Annotated in this window: 19 protein-coding genes; 16 read left to right on the top strand and 3 right to left on the bottom strand. The window is 40.6% G+C overall.

Annotated features, from left to right (window positions below; genetic code table 11):
* The 14 genes from WC955_06785 to ruvB all read left to right on the top strand — a co-directional run.
* On the top strand, positions 1-476 hold a 476-nt coding region (locus tag WC955_06785), incomplete at its 5' end, for a PhoH family protein (GenBank protein ID MFA5858754.1).
* A gap of 24 nt (positions 477-500) precedes the next feature.
* Positions 501-1,997: an HDIG domain-containing metalloprotein gene (locus WC955_06790; protein MFA5858755.1), complete on the top strand. Its 1,497-nt coding sequence runs from the start codon at positions 501-503 to the stop codon at positions 1,995-1,997.
* A gap of 17 nt (positions 1,998-2,014) precedes the next feature.
* Positions 2,015-2,452, top strand: coding sequence for an rRNA maturation RNase YbeY (gene ybeY, locus WC955_06795; protein MFA5858756.1), 438 nt, complete (start codon positions 2,015-2,017; stop codon positions 2,450-2,452).
* A gap of 6 nt (positions 2,453-2,458) precedes the next feature.
* The gene (locus tag WC955_06800) at positions 2,459-3,508 is read left to right on the top strand and encodes a CNNM domain-containing protein (GenBank protein ID MFA5858757.1); all 1,050 of its coding nucleotides are present in this window, start codon (positions 2,459-2,461) and stop codon (positions 3,506-3,508) included.
* Positions 3,509-3,516: 8 nt separating this feature from the next.
* Positions 3,517-4,779, top strand: a complete 1,263-nt coding sequence (locus WC955_06805) for a hemolysin family protein (GenBank protein ID MFA5858758.1) — start codon at positions 3,517-3,519, stop codon at positions 4,777-4,779.
* A gap of 2 nt (positions 4,780-4,781) precedes the next feature.
* Positions 4,782-5,567, top strand: a complete 786-nt coding sequence (gene recO, locus WC955_06810; GenBank protein MFA5858759.1) for a DNA repair protein RecO — start codon at positions 4,782-4,784, stop codon at positions 5,565-5,567.
* A 97-nt stretch (positions 5,568-5,664) separates the two neighbouring features.
* On the top strand, positions 5,665-6,522 hold the full coding sequence (locus tag WC955_06815; GenBank protein MFA5858760.1) for a glycine--tRNA ligase subunit alpha: 858 nt from the start codon (positions 5,665-5,667) through the stop codon (positions 6,520-6,522).
* A gap of 3 nt (positions 6,523-6,525) precedes the next feature.
* On the top strand, positions 6,526-8,679 hold the full coding sequence (gene glyS / locus WC955_06820; GenBank protein MFA5858761.1) for a glycine--tRNA ligase subunit beta: 2,154 nt from the start codon (positions 6,526-6,528) through the stop codon (positions 8,677-8,679).
* A complete protein-coding gene (locus WC955_06825) occupies positions 8,679-11,021 on the top strand; it encodes an O-antigen ligase family protein (GenBank protein MFA5858762.1) in 2,343 nt (780 codons plus the stop codon). The genes glyS and WC955_06825 overlap by 1 nt, the downstream gene beginning before the upstream one ends.
* 56 nt (positions 11,022-11,077) lie before the next feature.
* Positions 11,078-13,495: a tetratricopeptide repeat protein gene (locus WC955_06830; protein ID MFA5858763.1), complete on the top strand. Its 2,418-nt coding sequence runs from the start codon at positions 11,078-11,080 to the stop codon at positions 13,493-13,495.
* Positions 13,496-13,613: 118 nt separating this feature from the next.
* The gene (locus WC955_06835) at positions 13,614-14,375 is read left to right on the top strand and encodes a YebC/PmpR family DNA-binding transcriptional regulator (GenBank protein ID MFA5858764.1); all 762 of its coding nucleotides are present in this window, start codon (positions 13,614-13,616) and stop codon (positions 14,373-14,375) included.
* 6 nt (positions 14,376-14,381) lie between these two features.
* A complete protein-coding gene (ruvC, locus tag WC955_06840; GenBank protein ID MFA5858765.1) occupies positions 14,382-14,888 on the top strand; it encodes a crossover junction endodeoxyribonuclease RuvC in 507 nt (168 codons plus the stop codon).
* Between the two features lie 21 nt (positions 14,889-14,909).
* Positions 14,910-15,527, top strand: a complete 618-nt coding sequence (ruvA, locus tag WC955_06845; protein ID MFA5858766.1) for a Holliday junction branch migration protein RuvA — start codon at positions 14,910-14,912, stop codon at positions 15,525-15,527.
* Complete coding sequence (ruvB, locus tag WC955_06850) at positions 15,511-16,542, top strand: Holliday junction branch migration DNA helicase RuvB (protein MFA5858767.1); 1,032 nt, start codon at positions 15,511-15,513, stop codon at positions 16,540-16,542. Before ruvA ends, ruvB begins: the two co-directional genes overlap by 17 nt.
* Before the next feature lie 3 nt (positions 16,543-16,545).
* On the opposite strand, the gene WC955_06855 is transcribed toward ruvB, so the two are convergent.
* Positions 16,546-17,961 (bottom strand): MFS transporter, encoded by a 1,416-nt coding sequence (locus WC955_06855; protein MFA5858768.1) that lies wholly within the window; start codon positions 17,959-17,961, stop codon positions 16,546-16,548.
* Positions 17,962-17,976: 15 nt separating this feature from the next.
* Positions 17,977-19,227: a Gfo/Idh/MocA family oxidoreductase gene (locus WC955_06860; GenBank protein MFA5858769.1), complete on the bottom strand. Its 1,251-nt coding sequence runs from the start codon at positions 19,225-19,227 to the stop codon at positions 17,977-17,979.
* A gap of 239 nt (positions 19,228-19,466) precedes the next feature.
* Between WC955_06860 and WC955_06865 the strand changes: the two genes are divergently transcribed.
* Positions 19,467-19,817, top strand: a complete 351-nt coding sequence (locus tag WC955_06865) for a helix-turn-helix transcriptional regulator (GenBank protein ID MFA5858770.1) — start codon at positions 19,467-19,469, stop codon at positions 19,815-19,817.
* Between the two features lie 90 nt (positions 19,818-19,907).
* On the top strand, positions 19,908-20,558 hold the full coding sequence (locus WC955_06870; protein MFA5858771.1) for a L,D-transpeptidase family protein: 651 nt from the start codon (positions 19,908-19,910) through the stop codon (positions 20,556-20,558).
* On the opposite strand, the gene WC955_06875 is transcribed toward WC955_06870, so the two are convergent.
* Positions 20,548-21,246 (bottom strand): M15 family metallopeptidase, encoded by a 699-nt coding sequence (locus WC955_06875; GenBank protein ID MFA5858772.1) that lies wholly within the window; start codon positions 21,244-21,246, stop codon positions 20,548-20,550. The genes WC955_06870 and WC955_06875 overlap by 11 nt on opposite strands.

Consider the following 21,246-nt stretch of genomic DNA (forward strand, 5'->3'; position numbering starts at 1 on the left):
CCGGTGAAAAACTTGGGTTTCTCCCGGGAGATTTTTCTGATAAAGTAGATCCGTATCTTCGCCCGTTGTATGACGCGTTGTATGCTATGATTGGCCCGGACCGGTTTCAGCAATTACGTGAAGAAAATATTATTGAAATCGTACCTTTGGCGTATATGCGCGGACGTACGCTAGACGATGCGTTTATCGTACTGGATGAAGCGCAAAATACTACAATCGGACAAATGAAGATGTTCCTCACCCGTACAGGGTTTAACTCACAGGTAGTCGTAACAGGCGATATCACACAGATAGATCTCCCCAATAAATCAGCTTCAGGGTTGGTTGTGGTACAAAAAGTATTGTCCAAAATACCGGGTATTGTATTTGTTGAATTCAAAGATACTGACATTGTACGACATAAACTTGTGAAAGATATTATCCGCGCATTCGCAAAGTATGAAAACGCAGGTAATAGCGATGGAGAGAATGGGTAATCACAGGACAGGATACTGATAAATATGAGATACCGTTTACGTAAATTATCGATTTCATTGTTAACACAACTGCTTGACTGGCTTAAACACCGGGATAGCGGCCTTGCGACATCACGCTGGCGGTTGCTTTTTTGGCAACGGGACCTAAAATTCTCGGCGATATATTTTGCCGGGATAACCGCATTTTTGTTTTTTATTGTCCTTGCACTGGAAACCGTTATTACTGACACTGGAATTGATTATCCTAAAACCCTTGCAATGCTTATATTTACCGCCACATTTTTTGGGTTCATAATCTATTATTTAAAACACGATACACACAGGCTTATACGGGACAACGATGCGTTAATCCTTGCTTGTTTATTAGTAATATTGTCAATGATATTGATTGAAACAGGGCGGTTTCTTAAAATATCGCCGTATCTTGTACCCACAACGACAACCGCAATGCTTATAGCCACACTGATATCTTTCCGGCTGTCAATGTTGAGTACTATGTTATTGTCCACCCTACTTGCGATGGTTAACGGTATGGAATTCAATTACTTCTTGTACAACCTTCTAATAAACATTTTTGGATTGTTAAACGTTATAAAGATCCGGCAACGCACAGATTTCATTCAGACCGGGTTAAAACTTGTCGGATTTAACGCGTTAACTATGGTACTACTTGGCTTGCTAAATGGATGGAAGATATGGGACATGCCGATGTATATTTTGTACGGCGTTGCAAACGCGCTGGCGTCCACTATCCTTACCCTTGGAATCTTGCCGTATCTGGAGATAACATTTGCGCGGACGTCAAACATAAGGCTGTTAGAATTATCTGATGCGAACCATCCATTGTTAAAACAATTATCGATGGAAGCACCGGGTACGTTTCATCACTCACTACTTGTAGCTTCGTTAGCGGAACAAGCGGCAGATATCATACACGCAAACTCTTTACTCTGCCGTGTAGGCGCGTATTTTCATGATATCGGAAAACTATCAAAATCCGAGTTCTTTATTGAAAATCAGCTTATTCAACAAACAAATACGGCGGATACAATAAGTCCTTCAGTTTCGAGTTTGATAATTATCTCCCACGTGAAAGAAGGGGTTAACCTCGCACTAAAATACAACTTAGACCGTGTGATCATAGATTTCATACAGCAGCACCATGGGACATCGTTGATAAAGTTTTTTTATCATAAAGTATTGGAGAACAGTGAAGGCGAAGTATCTGAAGATAGTTTTCGTTATCCCGGCCCTAAACCTCAGACAAAAGAAGCGGCGATTATAATGCTTGCGGACGCTGTTGAAGCTGCTACGCGTAGTATAAAGAAACCTACGCCTCCAAAGATAAAAGACCTTGTCCTGCAGATAATCAATAACCAGTTTACTGACGGGCAGTTTGATGATTGCCCCATAACTCTTGCTGACCTCCACAAGGTTGGGGATCGGTTTGCTAAAACTCTTATTGGTATTTACCATCCAAGGATAGAATATCCCGACTCTAATAGCAAGAAAAATGGATAAGGTACGGTAGTAAACATATGATCAAAGTGTGGAACCTTCAGAAAAACGTCAGTATCCCTGCTAAAATGCGGGAAAATATGCGTACAGCCGCATTGTTCACATTAATATCATTGAAGCATTTCTCTCAAAAACATTCTCCGGATCGCAATATTATTTTTGTTAATGATAAAGAAATAATTAAGTTAAACTTCCGATTTCTTAACCGCAAAAATATAACTGACGTTATTACCTTCAATTATCCGGAAGATAAGGCAGATATTTATATAAACGCACCGCAATGCGCTCGACAGGCAAAAGAACACCAGCAGCTTTTTAGTGAAGAACTTACACGAGTAGTTATCCATGGAATGCTGCATTCATATGATTGGAAAGATTACACAAAAAAACAATCAAGCCTTATGTGGGAAAAACAAGAATATATTCTTCAGGCATTTATGGGTTTAGAAGGAAAGTAGTTTTTTATGGGCATGTTTATTCTTACACTCTCAATTGTTTTATGCCTGACGTTTTCATTCATTTTTTCAAGTTCAGAAACTGCGATAACATCGCTGCCAAAGTTCCGTATACGTAAGATTATTGAAGAAAATAAGAAATATCAGAAGTTTTATAACCGCTGGTTAGTGTCCCCGCAGCGTATACTAGTAACAATCCTTGTTGGGAATACCATTGTTAATATAGCCTTCTCCACATTGATTACACTATTTTTATTATCCGTGTTCTCAAAATACGTGCATCAGCAGTTACTAGAAACCATCGCATGGATCGGAGGTACTCTAACACTTGTTGTATTGTCAGAATTTACGCCTAAACTTCTAGCCCGCAGGTATCCAGAACAAGTATCACTGTTGTTTGTTCCCATCCTTTCTTTTGTGGAACGCGTATTGGCACCGTTAGCAATAATATCCGACTGGCTGGTAGGCAACGTTTTTTCGTTATATCCCAAAGCATCACCAAGCCCGTATTTGTCGAAAGAAGAACTTTCCCTTATCCTTCAGAATATACCCCAGGGATCTCATGCCGCGCATGAAACAGAAACCATCACAATGCTCCGCCGCGCAATCGCTCTTACCGTTTTGGAAGTAAAGAATATTATGACACCGCTTGAGAAGGTTGATAGTGTAAATATTTTACTCCCGGAAGAAAAGTTTATTGACTATATCATAGAATCCGGCCATACGCGCATACCTGTGTATGATAATATCCCCACAAAAATCATGGGTTATATTTTAGTCAAAGACTTGTTGCAATACTTAAAAGCAAGCGATACCCTGAACTCTGATGGTTTCACAAAAAAATTTATTACCGGTAAATTTTTAAGACAGGTACTGTTTATCCCGTATGACAAAAAAGTACGTGACCTGCTTGACGATTTTCGTAAAAACAACGCACATATCGCGGTGGTTAATGATTTTAAAACAGGTGTTGCAATAGGAATAATCACACTGGAAGATATTCTTGAAGAACTTGTTGGTGAAATCCTTGACGAATACGACACAAAGAAAGTTGGGTGAATACTACAATGTTATTAATAATTATATCTATGAAACTAACATTGTTTTTCCTTTTCCTTGCTGGTATAGGATTTTTTTCTGGGAGCGAGACTGCGTTAACTGCGTTATCCCCTGTAAAAGTAAGGGAGTATGAACACAAGAATATATACCCAAAAAAATATCTCAAGTTCTGGCAGGAAAAGTTTAACTCTTTACTCTCCCTGATGCTTATCGGTACAAACTTTACGATGATCGGCGCTAGTGTTGTAATGACTTCAATCGCTTGGGATATTAATAAAATATATCCTAATGACTCGTTGTTCTTTTGGTTGGAAATTCTCGCTACTATGCTGATTTTGTACCTCAGCGAAATTGTTCCTAAGGTCTACGGTAAGATAAACGCTGAAACAGTATCTTTTTTTTCATTACCGTTTTTTTATCATGTTAATAACCTTGCATCCGGCTTTATTGCGTTTCTCATCAAACTTTCAGAAATGCTCATAGCACCATTCGCAGGAAAGCTCGAACTCGAGACACCGTTTCCCAACCTTGACGAATTTAAAACATTACTCGCTGCGGATGAAATTGATAAAGTATTGCCTAAAAAGGATTCTGAAATCCTTGAAAATGTAATTGACTTCCGGGAAACCATCGCGGGACAGGTTATGGTGCCACGCGTAAAAATGTTTGCCATTGATTTAAACATAAAACATGAAGACCTTCTCCCAAAAATTATTGAGGCCGGTTATTCTAGGATACCGGTTTATGACAAGAGCCTGGATAATATTGTTGGTATTATATACGCGCGTGACCTCCTTAATTTTTGGAGAAACAGCGAATTGATTTTACCTCCCGATCTTGTACGTCCCGCTTTTTTTGTCCCCGAAACAAAAAAAGTTACTGACTTATTATCTGAATTCAAGTCCGGACATTACCATATGGCAGTCGTGGTAGATGAATACGGCGGTACTGCGGGAATTGTTACTATCGAAGACTTGTTGGAAGAAATTGTAGGTGATGTATATGATGAATATGATGTGAAGGAACTAAAAATATCACCGAACCCGGACGGGTCGTATCTTATACCCGGCGATACTGAACTTTCAAAGGTTAATACTGAACTTGGGCTACAATTACCGGAAAACGATTTCTCAACTCTAAACGGCTGGGTACTGGACCTTTTTGGTAAAGTACCGACTAAAGGCGAAACCCGTATGTGGGATACCGTGAAAGTTGAAATCATTGAATCTACCCGCAGGAGAGTAACCAAAGTGAAAATTATAAAGAAGTAAAGATGGAACATCAGTCATTTAAGGCTTCTGCCATACTCTTAAAGCAACAACCCTACCGCGAAGCGGACCGTATACTTACATGGTACACCAAAGATACCGGAAAATGTGTTTCCCTTGCACGCAGTAGTAAATATATGCTAGCGCATCTCATCTGTGTTGACGTTCTTACTTTGGCTGAGATACAACTGCATTTTAGTTACACCAAGAACTGGTATATAATTACAGGAATAAAGATTATTGATTCATTCAACGGTATCCGCGGGGATTTTTTGAAAACACTACTTGCCTTAAAATGTGTGGATATTACAAATTCGCTTACTCCGCACGGTGAGTCCAGCACAGCATTATTTAATCTTCTCTCGGATACCCTGATAAAAATAAATACCGCGACGGATAATTACTTGAGTTATAGTATATTTTCTTCTTACTTAACCCGCGCATTTGAGTATTTAGGGTATAAACTTAAACTTGGTGGGTGCATATTTTGTGACCGTGAAACGTCAAAACTTGAGAATGAAGATGTTTACTTCATTGCAGAAGAAGGCGGTATTATCTGCGGAAAGTGCCTGACATACCGTAACTATTATTCCCAGCAACCGCTTACTCCCGGCCTTATATCCCGGCTGTCAGAATTTATGGAATCCGATGTTCCTAAAATCACATCTCCGGATATAATGTTTGACATAGAATACACTGCAATCTATGAAGCATACGCAGCACAGTTGTTGCATTACACCTTAAAGACCAGCAGGTTTAATCATTTACTCACCGGGCTTTGCAAAAAGTAAACACTAAAAAGTAGTTGTAAATATTGATATAAAAAATTATCATATATGTTTATTAATAAAGTTTAATCTTTATACAATTAGAGATGACGGTAGCAAGATGTTAACATTTCAGGAAATTATTATTAAACTCGAACAGTTTTGGTCAAAACGCGGATGTTTAATCGCGCAGCCATATGATTTGGAAAAAGGTGCGGGTACATTTAACCCGTCAACTTTTCTGCGGTGCTTAGGACCTTCACGCTGGGCTGCGGCATACGTTGAACCCTCACGCCGCCCGACTGATGGAAGGTACGGAGAAAATCCTAACCGTTTACAGCATTATTACCAGTATCAGGTAGTTATTAAACCGCCGTTGAAAGATATACAAAACATATATATTGAAAGTTTAAAAAACATAGGGATTTCGCCTGCATTGCATGACCTAAGATTCGTTGAGGATGACTGGGAATCACCGACACTTGGCGCGTGGGGGTTGGGTTGGGAAGTATGGCTTGACGGTATGGAAATAACGCAGTACACATATTTCCAGCAAATCGGCGGGATTGACCTTGATCCTATAACTGTTGAGATCACATACGGCCTTGAACGGTTGGCTATGTATATCCAGAAAAAAAATAGTGTTTATGATATTCAATGGAATGATAGTGTTAAATACGGAGATGTACACCTTGCGGATGAAAAACAGTTTTCACGATATAATTTCGAAGAAGCTGATGTAGAACTTCTGCGCAGGCAGTTTGTGGATTACGAACGTGAATGCCTTAGGTTACTTGAAAAAACACTAGTCCTTCCCGCATACGATTATGTGCTCAAATGTTCACATACGTTTAATTTGTTAGACGCACGAGGAGCAATCTCTGTATCTGAACGTGTTTCTTTTGTAGGGCGTGTGCGTAATCTTGCCTGCAGGACTGCAAGAGCGTATGTTCAGTTACTGAACACAGAGGTGAAGTAGTATATGGCAGTAAAACAAAAAAACAGTAAGAATAAAAATGTTACCGCATTATTGGAACTCGGGGTGGAAGAAATCCCCGCACGGTTTCTTTCTTCAATACAAATGCAGTTCGGTGATTTTATCAAAACACAACTTGAGGCAGCAAAACTTAACTGCAAAAGCATCGAAACCTATTCAACCCCAAGGAAAGTTGTGTGTATAATCCGCGGGCTCGCAGATAATGCGGAGGATACTGTTGAAGAAATAATTGGCCCGCCGGAACGCGTGGCAGTTGATCCAAACAAAATATTTACGCAAGCCGCAATAGGCTTCGCAAAAAAACAGGGTGTTGAACTTTCCGAATTAACTGTTAAAGCCATGCCAAACGGCAATTATATGTGCATAACAAAACATATTAAGGGCAGCCCGACTAAATTGTTGCTGAAACAAATATTTGGTTTATGCATTACAAAACTCTATGTACCCAAAGCAATGGTTTGGGAGCAATCAAAGTTTAAATTTGTCAGGCCGTTACGCCGTATCGTTGCTTTATATGGTAAAGAAATAATTAAACTTGAAATCGCAGGAGTACAGTCCGGAAGATATACACAAAGTATTTTCCCGTTATATATGAACAAAAAAATTCTTATTCCCGATGCGGATAAGTATGTTGAGCTTATGAAGAAAAATAAGGTTATCCTTGACCCTGAACAACGAAAAGCAAGTATTATCAGCCAATTTTCAGGGATAACAAAAAAAATCGGTGCTAAGATCCTTACCGACCCGGGATTGGTTGATGAAACCGTTGCGATGACCGAAAACCCTGTCGCGGTACATGGAAAGTATAATTCCGAATTTCTTTCACTCCCCCGTGAGGTACTGGTTACGTGTTTAAGGTCAAAACAAAAATGTTTTGCTGTTGTTGATAACCACGGTAAACTTACCAACGATTTTGTTGGTATCGCCAACGGAATTTCAAAAGACGCGTATGCCATAGTGTCCTCAGGGTTCACAAAAGTTCTTACCGCACGGTTGAACGACGCAAGATTCTTTTATAATAATGATACAAAAACAAAGTTAAGCGAAAAAATGGAAAAAATTAAGAGTATTACGTTCCATGAACGGTTAGGTAGTGTTTACGCAAAGATGCAACGAACAAGAATCATCGCGGAATGGTTATGTACCAATCTCAATATCAGCACGCAAGAACGTGAGAGTGTATCAAGAATAGTTAACCTTTCAAAGAATGACCTTACTACTGAAACGGTATTTGAATACCCTGAGCTACAAGGCATAATGGGACGGTTATACGCTGAAGTTGATGGTGAGACCACAGTGGTTTCCCAAGGAGTAGAACAACATTACTGGCCATTGACTACTGAAAGCACATTACCACAAAGTATACCCGCTTCTATTGTAAGTATCGCGGATAAGGTTGATACTATGACCGCAAATTTTGCGGTTGGTATCATTCCTACAGGTTCACGCGACCCTTACGGGTTACGCAGAATTTCTACGGGTATTATAAGGATATTGAATGAAAACGGGTGGAATCTAAAACTTGACACCTTATTTAATTATGCATATGACACATTACCAGAACCGGTAAAACTTGCCGTGAAAAAAGATGATGTTATATTATCCCTAATGCAATTTATGCGTACCCGGTTAGAGACTATGCTGGAGAATAGTGGGTATAAATTCGATGAAATCGGTGCAACATTGAATTCTGATGCCACTAGAATCCCGGAAGTGTATTTACGTATTGAAGCCGTGAAAAAAGTGAGGGTATTACCTGATTATATACCGTTATCCATAGCGTATAAACGCGCAGCAAATATTTTAAGGCAAGCTAGAGAAAAAAATGTGGATATCGACACACTCAGTGTTGACACTGCGTTGTTAACACAAAAAACGGAACAGGACCTGCATTCTAAATGCTCAACTCTTAGTTCAACAATCACGGAATTGATAGAAAAACACGAATACACCTCTGCGTTAACGCAATTAGTATCCCTGCGTGGTGAGGTGGACAATTTTTTTGTTGATGTCATGGTTATGGTGGAAGATGTTAATCTTAAAAATAACCGGCTGGCATTATTGTATAATGTATACAAATTATTTTATAGAATAGCAGATCTGTCAATTATGGCTGAGGAAGGAAAGAAGGAAAGATAGTGCAAACGATCCCGGTTGATACCATAACTTTTATACTCTACGCGTTGTTTGCTATCTCCACAGCGGACATTATATTATCATTCTTCTACAATACCAAACGCGTATTATTGTGGTATCTCCCATTAGCCTATCTCGCAATTACAATAATGTTTTACCTGCGCACATACGATTCGTGCCAGATCAAGATAACGTTACTACATATTTACGGTACACTGCTTATTTGCGCGTGGTTAGTAAAAATTATTCAGGAAAAAAAGGTGCCGTTATCAGGGTTTCTCCCGCTCGCGCTGCCACTAGTATTTTTTCTTATATCAGGAACTGTGTCATATATGCATTCGCCGTTCAAAGCTGCTAGTTTCATGGATTTCCTGCGCAGGTTTTGCTATGTAAGTTTTGCGCTGATTATAATGGATGTTTTTAGTGATGAGAAACAGTTAAAACGTTTATTTGGGTTTGTAATCGCCGCGTGTACTATAAGTTCGGTTTACGGATTGATACAGTTTTTGGATATAAACTTTTATCCCCCCGGCCCAACAGGGCTTGACCCGTTCATCTGGAGGAAAGCGTTCGGCTCACGTGTGTTTTCAACACACGGGAACCCAAACTTTTTTGGTGACTTCCTGGTAGTAATGACACCAATACTATTAGCGCAGATCATTCGCGCAAGGAATCCGTTTCACATATTTTTGTTTATTCTGGTATCTTTTAACGTTGCGGTTACGGGATCAAAAGCCGCATGGATAGGATATACTGCGGGAGTAACCTCATTCATTTTTGTGGCATCAATATATTTTTCACACGCGAAAAAGGAAATTATAAAAAAGTATGCGACAATAGCGATCGTCGCGTTGCTCATCGTATGCTCGATTGGAGTAGCATACTATACGAAACAACGGACGGACTCCGCTAAATTCCGTATTTACACATGGATGTCAACATGGGAAATGATACTCAAACGCCCATGGTTTGGCAGCGGTATCGGAACATTTTTCCTAACCTATCCCAAGTATCGCAGGCCTCAAATATTTTTTGTTGAAGGACGGCATAATACTGAAACTGACCATCCGGAAGACGAATACCTGGAAGTATGGTATGACGAAGGTTTGGTGGGATTCGGGATATTCATCTGGCTTGTTGTTACTTTCCTCTCAGCAGGATTCAAACGGTTGAGGCAGTATACAAATTTTAATCAGGACAATTCCGGGAATGATCCCCCTGTAAAAAAAGAAAAAAATAAGCAGCAAATGAAACTTGACCCGCGGGCATATTTATTACTCGGTGTCTTATCGTCGTTACTTGGCTTACTCGCACATAACCTTATGTGCGTATCCCTAAGGTTTGTATCTTCAGGTATATTCATCGGATTTATATTCGGTACTCTGGGCGCGTTAATTGGGCCGTCAGAAAAAAGCGCGGATAACAAAAACCTTGCAGTGCCTTTATTACAAAACAAAGTGTTCTCCTTTATTTCTCAAGTCGTTATTGTATTAACCGCTCTTTACTGTGTAAACGTTTACCGCGGATTATTTATCGCTGATAAGGAACATAATATTGCAATATATTTCTCAAAACGCGGGGACTGGAATACTGCGCTTGAGCATTATAATAATGTAAAAAAGTATAATCCATATTTCATAATGACCCATTACTTCATGGGTAACGTTTTTAATGATAGATTCAACATGGAAAAAACGTTCCACCCTGAATGGGGTGACCTTGAACCACGGGATGATACTCAGCGCGCGTTATGGAAATACAATGACGTCAAACGTTCCGCACCAAATTATGTGCAGGTACATCACCAGACAGGGTTGGTCTATATGAAACTCGGCGAGTATTATGCTCAACGCAATGATCCGGTAAAAGCAAAAGAAAATTATGAGAAAGCACTTGAGAATTTTGAGAAATATCGCACAATCGACCCGATATTTGACCAAAATTATTCGCGCATGGCGTATGTGTATATGAAACTTGGAAACCCGCAAAAAGTAGAAGAAATGTATAAAGCGCATCTGAATTCGCCTCTTATTTGTAAGACCGGGCCGCACAATATTATGTGGGAAGACTGGGGTAAACGCCGGTACTATGAGCATACCGAAACATCGGTTAATCTAGGCAACTTTTATTACCTGCAAAATCGTTTCCCTGAAGCGGAACAAGCATACGTCCAGGCAACAAAACTTGGCCCCAAAAATACGCATGCATGGCGAAACCTCATGATCCTGCGTATGCGGCTCGGACGCAGCGCTGATGCGGTTGCCGCAGGACGCACAGTACTTGAGTATGAACCTAATAATGAAGATATTAAAAAACTGTTAGCCTCACTTGGAGTAAACTTTTGAACAGTATCCTCATTTTTATCCTGTTAATAGTAACCCCGTTGCTTTTTTTTACCGATATGACACGCAATCCTTATTATATACAAATAGTTACGTTAAACATCTGTATCCTCCTTTTTTGGGCATACCGGTTTTATCTTGCGTTGAAACAAAAAATATTTGTATTCCATAAAACGCCGTTGGATATTCCGCTACTCGTATTCATAGGAGTGATTTTTCTGTCAATAACAGCGTGTTTTGTTTTTCCTCATCCGCAATTCGGTAAGAATGGTTTATTCCACCCTCTTCTACCCCAGTTGTTTTACAGTATTTACAGTGAAGCCGGCAAAAATGTTGCGTTTGTTATCATAAACTGGATACTTGCGTTCTGGATGTTTGTAACGTTTATGGAAGACAATAAAAAAATTGATTATATTCTGTCACTATGCTTTATCACCACAACCCTGGCATCTATTTACGGTATAATGCAGTATTTTGGGATGGAAATATTTTGGCCAAAAGTGTTAAACCCCTACGGCGGCAGGTGTGTGTCCACCTTCGGGAATCCTAATTTTTTGTCAGCATTTCTAATAGTAATAATACCTTTTTTATTATACAAACTGATACTCGCGAAAAATGTTGTAATACGTATTTTTTACTTTATTATTAACAGCATAGTTTTTTGGGCACTGGTGTGTTCGCTTACGCGTTCATCCTGGCTGGGTTTAGCTGCAGGGCTGATTGTTTTTGTTACAGGACTTTACTACTTTTTCCCAAAAGTTATGAAAACACAATTACCTACCTTACTTGCGCTTGGAATTACTTTTGGGATCATACTTTCATTATTGCCTCAAAGCAGTGTGTCAGGATACCATCCACGTGTAACGGAACGATTGACTGAAATACAACATGCTGTAAAGAATGTTTATCCGCCACTGCATCAACGTGTGCTCATATGGTCATGCGCTTGGGATATGATTAAAGAGCGGCCTGTTATAGGAAAAGGATGGGGTGTATTTGAACTATTTTACCCGTTTTATCAGTCTAAGTATCTTTTGCAGATACCTGAATGGCGGCAGTTACGTACTCACGCAAATAATGCGCATAATGAGATACTGGAAGTATTATCGCAAACCGGTATCATAGGGCTTGGGGTTTTTATTTGGATTTGGATATTATTTTTTGCATTTTCCTATAAAACATTGCGCAGTTATGCCCTTGAACCCGGTGAGAGTAAACAAAATACGGGGGTACTTCAACAACGCACCTCCGATGGATTGCTTGTACTCGCAGCAGTAAGCAGTTCCGTGTGTATGCTGGCAGACAATTTATTGAATGTTTCACTACATTTTGTAGTACCCGTCTTGGTTTTTTGGATGGCAGTAGCTATCGTTATCGTAAAAGGCACCAACCGCGAGAACATAGATAGTAATACTGTAGTTACGTTAGACCTTAATAAACACAACTTCCGCCCGTGGCTCTATGCAGGGATAATATTAACGTTGTACATGGTCACCGTCAATTTTCGTTTCTTTATTGGAGAAACTTATTATTTTAAGGGGTTTAAACTTGTCCGCAGGGGTGAACTCAAAACCGCACAGGTAATGCTGGAGAACGCACGAAAATGGCATCGATTTGAGGTTAATAACACATACGAGTTGGGTAACACATACGCACGTAACCGTGAGCTTGATAAAGCATTATGGGCGTATGATGAAGCGTTGAAGTCTAACCTCGGATACGATGAGATATATTTTAATCTAGCAACGGTTGAGTCTATGCTGAACAAACACGAAGAAGCGTATATTAATTATAAACGCGCAACAAGTATCAACCCTTTGTCGTTAGACGCGTTTTTGTCATTAGGGAATTATTACCTCCGCAAACTTGATACTGAACCCTCCGCAGTGGAATCCGCCACCCGGGTATTTAAACATATAATCAGCGTAGATCCGCAAAATAAGGAATCTTATAATAACCTAGGATATATGTATTTACGTAAAAAAGACAGGGAAAATGCAGCTGAATGTTTTGCCCGCGCAGTTCAGATAGATCCGGGGTTTGAACTTGCACGGCGTAACCTTTTATCAATCGGCGGGAGTTATGCCAATAATTTACCCCCCGCGAATAGTTCGGCAATTGATGATGATACTGTTTTCGCAAACTTAGACAATCTTATTCGCTCCAATAAATGGTCTTTAGCAGAAACAGAAGCGCTTAGGTTAGTTAAAATCAACCCTACAAACCTTAAGTCACGGTTATATTTAGGCAACATTTTTTATCAACTAAAAAAATATGGCGTTGCAGCACAGGAGTACAATTATATTTTGAAGTTAAGCCCATCAAACGCAGCTGCACATGCCAACCTCGGGCTTACATATATCGAACTTAGGAACTACCGCAATGCAAAAACTGAACTTGAAACTGCATTGAGCATAACGCCAGGTAATAAGACAATACAGAATGCATTAAATCAACTTAAGGCGTTAGGGTATTGAACTATTCATTCAATAATACCTTATTTGTATAAAAACCTGCGGTTTTTTTGGTATAATTATGAAGATTATTAGCACAGAAGATTTTATTAATAAAAAATGGTCATAAGGAGGGAATTAAATGTCAGGACATTCTAAATGGGCAGGGATTAAGCACCATAAAGCCGCTCAAGATTCAAAACGCGGCCGGTTATTCACTAAAATAATACGCGAGTTAACAATATCTGCACGCGAAAGCGGTAGTAATCCGGATCATAACCCGCGGTTGAGAAAAGCTATAGAAGACGCGCGTACAGCTAATATGCCTCAAGATAATGTTAAGAAAGCAATTATGCGCGGTACCGGCGAACTCCCGGGAGTTATCTATGAAGAAGTTTCGTACGAAGGCTACGGCCCGGGTGGCGTAGCGGTTTTAGTTGAGACTACTACTGATAACAAAAACCGTACAACCGCAGAAATACGGAAAATGTTTTCCGCGCATGGCGGTAACCTCGGCGAGAACGGTTGTGTAGGATGGATGTTTTCGAAAAAAGGTTTTATCGCGATTGATAAAAAAACAATGAAGGAAGACGATTTTCTCAACTTATCCCTGGAGATAGGTGCGGATGACGTTCATTCGGATGATGATGATAGTTATGAGATCTACACTACTGTCGAAGATTTTAATAAAGTAAAAAAAGGCGTTGATGACCACAAAGTTATTACTCTTACCGCGGAAGTAACTTATGTTCCTCAGACGTATGTTAAGCTTGATGATAAAAGTGCGGAACAAATGCTGTCGTTAATGGAAGACCTTGACAACCATGACGACGTGAAAAATGTGTATGCCAATTTTGATATAGCAAAAGAGTTGATGGAAAAAATTAGTCAAGCACAGGGTTAACGTCGAGTGAGGATACTTGGGATAGATCCCGGCAGCGCAATACTTGGCTGGGGAATTATTGAGTCTGTTAATGATACCGCTACAGCGGTTGATTACGGTGTTATTACTACCCCTAAGAAGTGTGAAATCCGTGAAAGGTTGACAACTATATATTCCGGCGTAGAACGCATCATACAAAAATTCAATCCTGATACTATGGCTATAGAAAAACTTTTCTTCAACAAGAATGTTACAACTGCGATGGCAGTGAGTGAATCACGTGGTGTGGCAATACTTGCCGCTGCAAAAATTGGTATTTGTGTATGTGAGTATACGCCGCTTCAGGTAAAAAAAGCGTTAACTGGTTACGGTATTGCAGAAAAACAGCAGGTACAGAAAATGATTCAGTTATTATTGAGATTAAAGGAATTACCGAAACCTGACGATGCAGCGGATGCACTGGCTATCGCGTTGTGTTGTTTAAGTACAGATACTTTTACTAAAGCCGTCAATGATGCGGAAAACAAATTATAGGTTAAGGAATGGTGTGGGTATATGATACGTTTTATCAAAGGTGTATTAGCAGAAAAAAGTATGAGTTCCTCTGTTATTGATGTAAACGGTATAGGTTATGAAGTTATTATCTCGCAGAATACTTACCAAAAACTTCCATCTGTCGGAAAGTATGTGGTCTTCTACACTCATTTTTATATCCGTGAAACTTCACAGGAACTATACGGGTTCACCTCAACAGAAGAACGCGATTTATTCCAAAAACTACTGACAGTTAACGATGTCGGCCCGAAGATAGCGTTGTCAATCCTGTCTGTAGCGCATCCTTTAATGTTCCGTAAAGCTGTACTTGAAAACGATATACATTTTCTTACTACTATCCCCGGGATCGGGAAAAAGACCGCTGAAAAAGTTATACTGGAATTGAAGGGTAAAATAAAAGACTGGGTAATCCCCGGTGACAGAGATGATACCGAACAGGTAGTAACAAAAACGCGGAACGTTACGGATGCAATCGCCGGGCTAGTGGGGTTAGGATACAAAGAACCCGATGCACGTGATGCTGTTGAAGCTGTAGATACTGAACTAACACCCAATTCAACCGCAGAAGAAATTATTACCATCGCGTTAAGAAAGTTTGGAAATGAAAAAAGAACGTGATACCCTGATTAACTCTACCAAAACCTCTGCTGACGAACAGCAGGTGGATACATCGTTACGCCCAAAGGTACTGACCGAATTTATAGGCCAGGAAAAACTTAAATCCAACCTCAAAGTTTTTATTGAAGCCGCAAGGAAACGGAAAGAACCGCTGGATCACTGCTTGTTCTATAGCCCGCCGGGTTTAGGGAAAACTACGCTTGCTAACATTATAGCCAATGAAATGAGGGTTAATATCCGTACCACCTCAGGGCCTGTACTTGAACGTGTAGGCGATATAGCGGCAATACTTACAGGATTAAAAGACGGCGATGTGTTCTTCATAGATGAAATCCACCGGCTTAACCGTTCAGTGGAAGAGGCGTTGTATCCTGTAATGGAAGAAAATAAACTTGATATCATCCTTGGACAGGGCCCTCAAGCGCGTACTATGCGGTTACCATTACCTAAGTTTACGCTTATCGGCGCAACGACACGCGCAGGATTGCTAACTTCACCTTTACGTGAACGCTTTGGTATAGTTGCAAACCTTGACTTTTATCCTCCGGCTGAATTGAAGCAGATAGTCCTTCGTTCCGCAAGTATTTTGAATATCTGTATCGACGACCCTGGCGCAGCAACAATCGCACAGCGGTCAAGAGGCACACCGAGGATAGTTAACCGCTTATTACGCCGTACACGCGACTTCGCGGAGGTTAAGGCAGACGGTGTTATCACACAAGAAGTTGCGATGAATGCGCTTGCGGCGTTGGAGATCGACCCTGCGGGATTGGATGTTACTGACCGCAAAATATTAGCTGCAATTATTGAAAAATTCTCGGGCGGCCCTGTTGGGCTTGATACCATTGCGGTAGCGGTCTCTGAAGAAACGGATAGCTTGACTGACGTTTATGAACCATTTCTTATACAAGCAGGATTTCTACAACGTACACCACGGGGACGTGTAGCAACCGAACATGCGTACAAACATCTGGGAATTATTCATACAAAAAATAAGGAAGAGAACTTGTTCTGAGTCCTATTTATTACTATTAATCTCCGTTGTTTTAGCGACATTATCTTCCTCAAATTCGCCGGTAGTGAGAACTTTCCAAAAATGTTTTACACGTACAAAGTTTTCCCCTGGCGAGAAAAAGGACCATACATCGGACACTATATTGGATACCGGTGAAGTTATCCCTATGACTGAAACCAGTATTTCACGATCGCCTATATGTTCGACAGGCTTCACTTCCTCAAAATTACTCAGCATAAACAAATCGCAAAGCCAACGCCCGATTCCGGAGATCAGGAACATTGTTAAATATGTAGAATTGAACACTAGCGGAGGAACGACTGAGATTATCCATCCACCTGTAATACTTCCCAAAAATATACAGACCCCAACTGTAAAGTTGTAATACGCCACACACCGTGTGCGGGTTTCCGGACTGGCAGTATCAAAAATAAAATTCATAGCTGCTAGTCCCATACCTGACCATATATAAGCCGCCAACGCGTTCGCTATCATCAAGTACACCGTATTCCCGGACACTATCCAGAGCAAAGGTATCAACGGCATCAATCGCGCAGAAGTTTTAATAATCTTTGCATTACCATACTTGTCGGTAAGCTTCCCCCATAATGGCAATGAAAAAATCCCGGCGATACTCCCAGCTGTAAGTATCAAAATATATGTTGTATAGTCCATCTTTAGTTCTTTTAGCATATACGGCGCAAAAAACGGGCTGCACCAGAACGTGGTGTAATACAAAATACCCATAAAAATAACAAACTTAGCAAAATTGCTTTCTTTCGCGCGGAGGATGAATTGTAGATATGTAAACTTTTTTTCTTTAGCTTTAATGACTGATACGTCATCCATAAGGGAAACATAATACACCGATATGTATCGCACAACTGCGCCTAAGACAAATAGTATTGAAAAACCTAACACTTTATTCTTTATAGCGGAAAGAAAAACACCAGCGGCCAAACTAACTATCACGGCTACTATCCCGAGAATCCTATTTCTCCATGCAAAATATGTGCCGTACTTTGTTTTATCTATAGTATCACTCATCAAACTCGCCCATGCGGGAACAATGAACGCAACACTGGAACCGGATATCACTGCAAGAATAAGGAATGTTTCGATTCTAATGCTTTGCGGTAACATAATTATGAACGCCATCAATAACAACGCAGTTGCCTGCATCGCAACGCCAATTACCGTAAATTTTACGCGGCTGCCGACAAGGTCGGTAACCTCTGCGGAACGCAGCTGTAAAACCGCGCCTGCCAGCTGAGGTAGTGCGGAAAGCAAGCCTATAACAAAGTTGCTTGCTCCAACCAGGATCGCGAACGGTGACATATAACTTGATGTCAACCCGACCATCACTGTACTGAAAAATCCGTCGTAGAATGATGCACGCAAGCTTGTCTTCTGTGTCATACTTTACAACCTATCTCATAACTCAATATCAACCACCCGGTTTTCTTTCCGTGCTTTCTCCGCAGCGAAGACCATAAGGTGTGACTCCAGCGTTTCCTTCGGCCCGGAAAGGATCGTAGAAGGATCGTCTTTGATTAACGCATCAAGGAAACTGCCAGCCAATCCATTATCTCCCCCGCCATGCCCGCTGGTAACAGGCCCTTGTTTACTAAGATCTATGATTTCAGTTTTGTCCGTAAGAAAATCGTATCGTTCAATGATATTCAACCCGTCGCCATAGATTTCACCCCGGGTTCCAAAGATACGCGTTTTACGGTGCCCTGTTTTATTAAACGCAGTCATTGTAAACACACACGTACGGTCACCGTCAAAATCGAGGTTGACCACCTGATTATCCACAACATTGTTGTCACAAGCGAACACGCAACGGCCGTAAGGGCCTGTTTTTATGGCTTCATGTACAGCGGTATAGGTTTTCTCGTGTGTCACTACGTCCACCGGCCAGCCGAACCTATTATTCGCTGCGTGGCGAAGATATATCTTAATCGCAGAGTATGGACATGTGGACTCTACGTTGCAGTCAAAACACCGATCCGCTGCGCCTTTCGGTTGATTTGCGCGTTTGAAATACGTGAGATACCCAAAAGATGAAACTTTTCTGCACCGTACGTTCATTATATACCTTAACCAGTCCATATCATGGCATGATTTGGCTAACAACATCGGAGAGGACAGTTGTTCATTCCGCCAGTTACCCCGGACATACGAATGCGCTTGATGCCAGTACCCCACATTCTCAAGATGCTGTACAGTGACAATATCGCCAATAACACCGGAATCAAGGATTGATTTGAGGTTATGTGTAAAGTTTGTATACCGCATTACATGGCATACTGCGAAAATAATTTTGTTTTTTATAACTGCGTCAACGATACGCCGGCAGTCGGTTTCTGTGGTAGCCATAGGTTTCTCAAGCATTATGTGATAGCCGAGATTGGCAAACGCTACTGCGGGTTCCGCATGCATTTTGTCTTGTGTAGCTATGATCACAGCATCGGCAATCTTTTTTTGTCCCGCCAACTGTTTCCAATCGGTATACACATTCTCCAGAGGGATGTTATATTCTTTTACCATATAATCGCGATAAAAATCGTTGGGTTCCGCTATACCAACGATCCGCGCTCTATCGGGAAACAATTTTGCGACCCGAGAATATATACGCCCGCGATGACCTGCACCGATTACAATAAATGTTTTTTGGTTCATAGTTTATTTTTATACAACCTCCATTATTAAATACTTCATAAATCTTTTCTCTGTTACAAGGAAGATATTATACCTTATTTTCGCGTGGGTAACTTTGCGTGTTTTATGTATTACTTTCAGTAATATTATTGTTTACTTTCTGTCTATTCAGTACATGTTTGTGTTGAAGTATCATTTTATTACAGAACAAATAAATAGTTATTTGCCAGGCAATACAAAAAAAGCAGAGGGTTGGTATTATGGAATACAATGAAATGTTAAAACTATTAGGAACAAAGATTATGTCTCTCCGTAAACGCTTAGGGTATACACAGGAAATGTTGGCTGAGAAGGTTAATGTCCATCCAACGTTTATCAGCCAGATTGAACACGGACAAAAAGGAATGAGCCTGGACGTACTTCTGAAAGTGTCAGATACTTTGAATACTACGATATCTTCATTATTTGATTTTCAGTCTTTGCATACCAACAAAAGTTTGGGTAATAGTGTTATCAATACAATTACTGATTTACTGAAAGAAACCAGTGACGGTAATATTGATATCGTGTATAACCTCACAAAAGACCTCATCCGTAAAAAGAAGAAGTAAAATATATATAATGTAGTTATGCAATATATTTTTATAATATTCTTAATTATTATATCAGTCCTATCTTCAAGTTGTGGAGGAAACACTGCGGTGAAAAGTTATACGAAGCAGATCGACAGATTAAGTATGATTACCGGACAGCAGGTATTACTTGTAACTACTACCGGATATAACACAATTACAGGGACAATGATGGTATTCGAAAAAACAGAGGGAAAATATAAATGGAATAAGGTTTTTGGCCCGGAGAAAGTTAATATCGGGCGGACAGGATTCGCGGAACCCGGACAGAAACGTGAAGGCGATGGGCATACGCCGTCTGGTGTTTACCCCCTCGGGCCGGTGTACGGATACCTGCCAACAGTTGATACGAAGATGCCCTACACACAGTCAAACACAGATGATTACTGGGTGGATGACAAGGACTCACCGCAGTATAACACATGGATTCGCGGAAAAGACAAGCTTGACCCTAACGTTAAATCGTACGAGAAAATGGTATTATCCAATGACGCGTATAAGTATGTAATTTGGATACAGTACAACACAAACCCTGTGGTTCCCGGAAACGGCAGCGCAATTTTTGTGCATCTCTGGAGCGAGTATGGAAAACCTACTGCCGGCTGTGTTTCGATGAGTGAAAAGAATATGGTGAAACTCCTCAAATGGCTTGACCCCACAAAAAAACCTGTAATACTTTTAGGAACTGAAGAAGTTGTTTCTAATTGTCTTACTCAATAATCTTGTATTTTCGTTTCGCAACTTTCCGAGGGAACGCGTCAAAATGCCACCATTCTTCTTCAATAATCTGGAACCCCGACTTTGTCATTACTTGGCGCAATAATATGCGGTTATCATATTGCCGTCTTGTAAGTTTCGCTTCTGCAAACAGCTTGTCTTCGATGTCCGTCCGCGCAAGATCGCCAAAAAAGTCAAACTCCGTGCCCATATCCAGCAGTTTATCTTTATCGTCAAGAATTGTAACATCCACCGCACAACCGTAGTTGTGAACGGATCCGTTCTCGGGATTGGCAACAAAGTCTTCGACCTTCGTCCCTTTCACGAGGTTCCACATGACGCGTTGTACGCTGCGCGGCCGTGCAGCATCGTAAACAATCAAGCTGTATCCCGGCATACGTTTTTGCAGTAACCGTTGTGCATTGGCAAGCATTACCGCAGCATCTTTTTGCAGGTACGCTGTTTCGAGATCGCCATACGCGTCGGATTTCAAGAAATTGTCGGTAGTTGAATACACGAGCTGGACTTTAATTGACGGGTCAACTGCCTGGATGTTAACTAACCCTGTATGCACATACGCAATGTCTGCGGACAAATCTTTCTTCTCTTTTGCAGCAGTGGTTTTACCAAAAACAGGGATGTTAATCAGCAGAATGGACACAAGAAGTACTATTACAAGTTTTATTGTCAC

This window comes from Elusimicrobiota bacterium, from assembly GCA_041658405.1.
GTDB lineage: Bacteria > Elusimicrobiota > UBA5214 > JBBAAG01 > JBBAAG01 > JBBAAG01.

What these genes read in the sequence shown, in the direction of transcription:
- WC955_06790 (MFA5858755.1), top strand. Translation starts at nt 501, where the DNA reads ATGAGATACCGTTTACGTAAATTATCGATTTCATTGTTAACACAACTG.
- ybeY (MFA5858756.1), top strand. Translation starts at nt 2,015, where the DNA reads ATGATCAAAGTGTGGAACCTTCAGAAAAACGTCAGTATCCCTGCTAAA.
- WC955_06800 (MFA5858757.1), top strand. Translation starts at nt 2,459, where the DNA reads ATGGGCATGTTTATTCTTACACTCTCAATTGTTTTATGCCTGACGTTT.
- WC955_06805 (MFA5858758.1), top strand. Translation starts at nt 3,517, where the DNA reads ATGTTATTAATAATTATATCTATGAAACTAACATTGTTTTTCCTTTTC.
- recO (MFA5858759.1), top strand. Translation starts at nt 4,782, where the DNA reads ATGGAACATCAGTCATTTAAGGCTTCTGCCATACTCTTAAAGCAACAA.
- WC955_06815 (MFA5858760.1), top strand. Translation starts at nt 5,665, where the DNA reads ATGTTAACATTTCAGGAAATTATTATTAAACTCGAACAGTTTTGGTCA.
- glyS (MFA5858761.1), top strand. Translation starts at nt 6,526, where the DNA reads ATGGCAGTAAAACAAAAAAACAGTAAGAATAAAAATGTTACCGCATTA.
- WC955_06830 (MFA5858763.1), top strand. Translation starts at nt 11,078, where the DNA reads ATGACACGCAATCCTTATTATATACAAATAGTTACGTTAAACATCTGT.
- WC955_06835 (MFA5858764.1), top strand. Translation starts at nt 13,614, where the DNA reads ATGTCAGGACATTCTAAATGGGCAGGGATTAAGCACCATAAAGCCGCT.
- ruvA (MFA5858766.1), top strand. Translation starts at nt 14,910, where the DNA reads ATGATACGTTTTATCAAAGGTGTATTAGCAGAAAAAAGTATGAGTTCC.
- ruvB (MFA5858767.1), top strand. Translation starts at nt 15,511, where the DNA reads ATGAAAAAAGAACGTGATACCCTGATTAACTCTACCAAAACCTCTGCT.
- WC955_06855 (MFA5858768.1), bottom strand. Translation starts at nt 17,961, where the DNA reads ATGACACAGAAGACAAGCTTGCGTGCATCATTCTACGACGGATTTTTC.
- WC955_06860 (MFA5858769.1), bottom strand. Translation starts at nt 19,227, where the DNA reads ATGAACCAAAAAACATTTATTGTAATCGGTGCAGGTCATCGCGGGCGT.
- WC955_06865 (MFA5858770.1), top strand. Translation starts at nt 19,467, where the DNA reads ATGGAATACAATGAAATGTTAAAACTATTAGGAACAAAGATTATGTCT.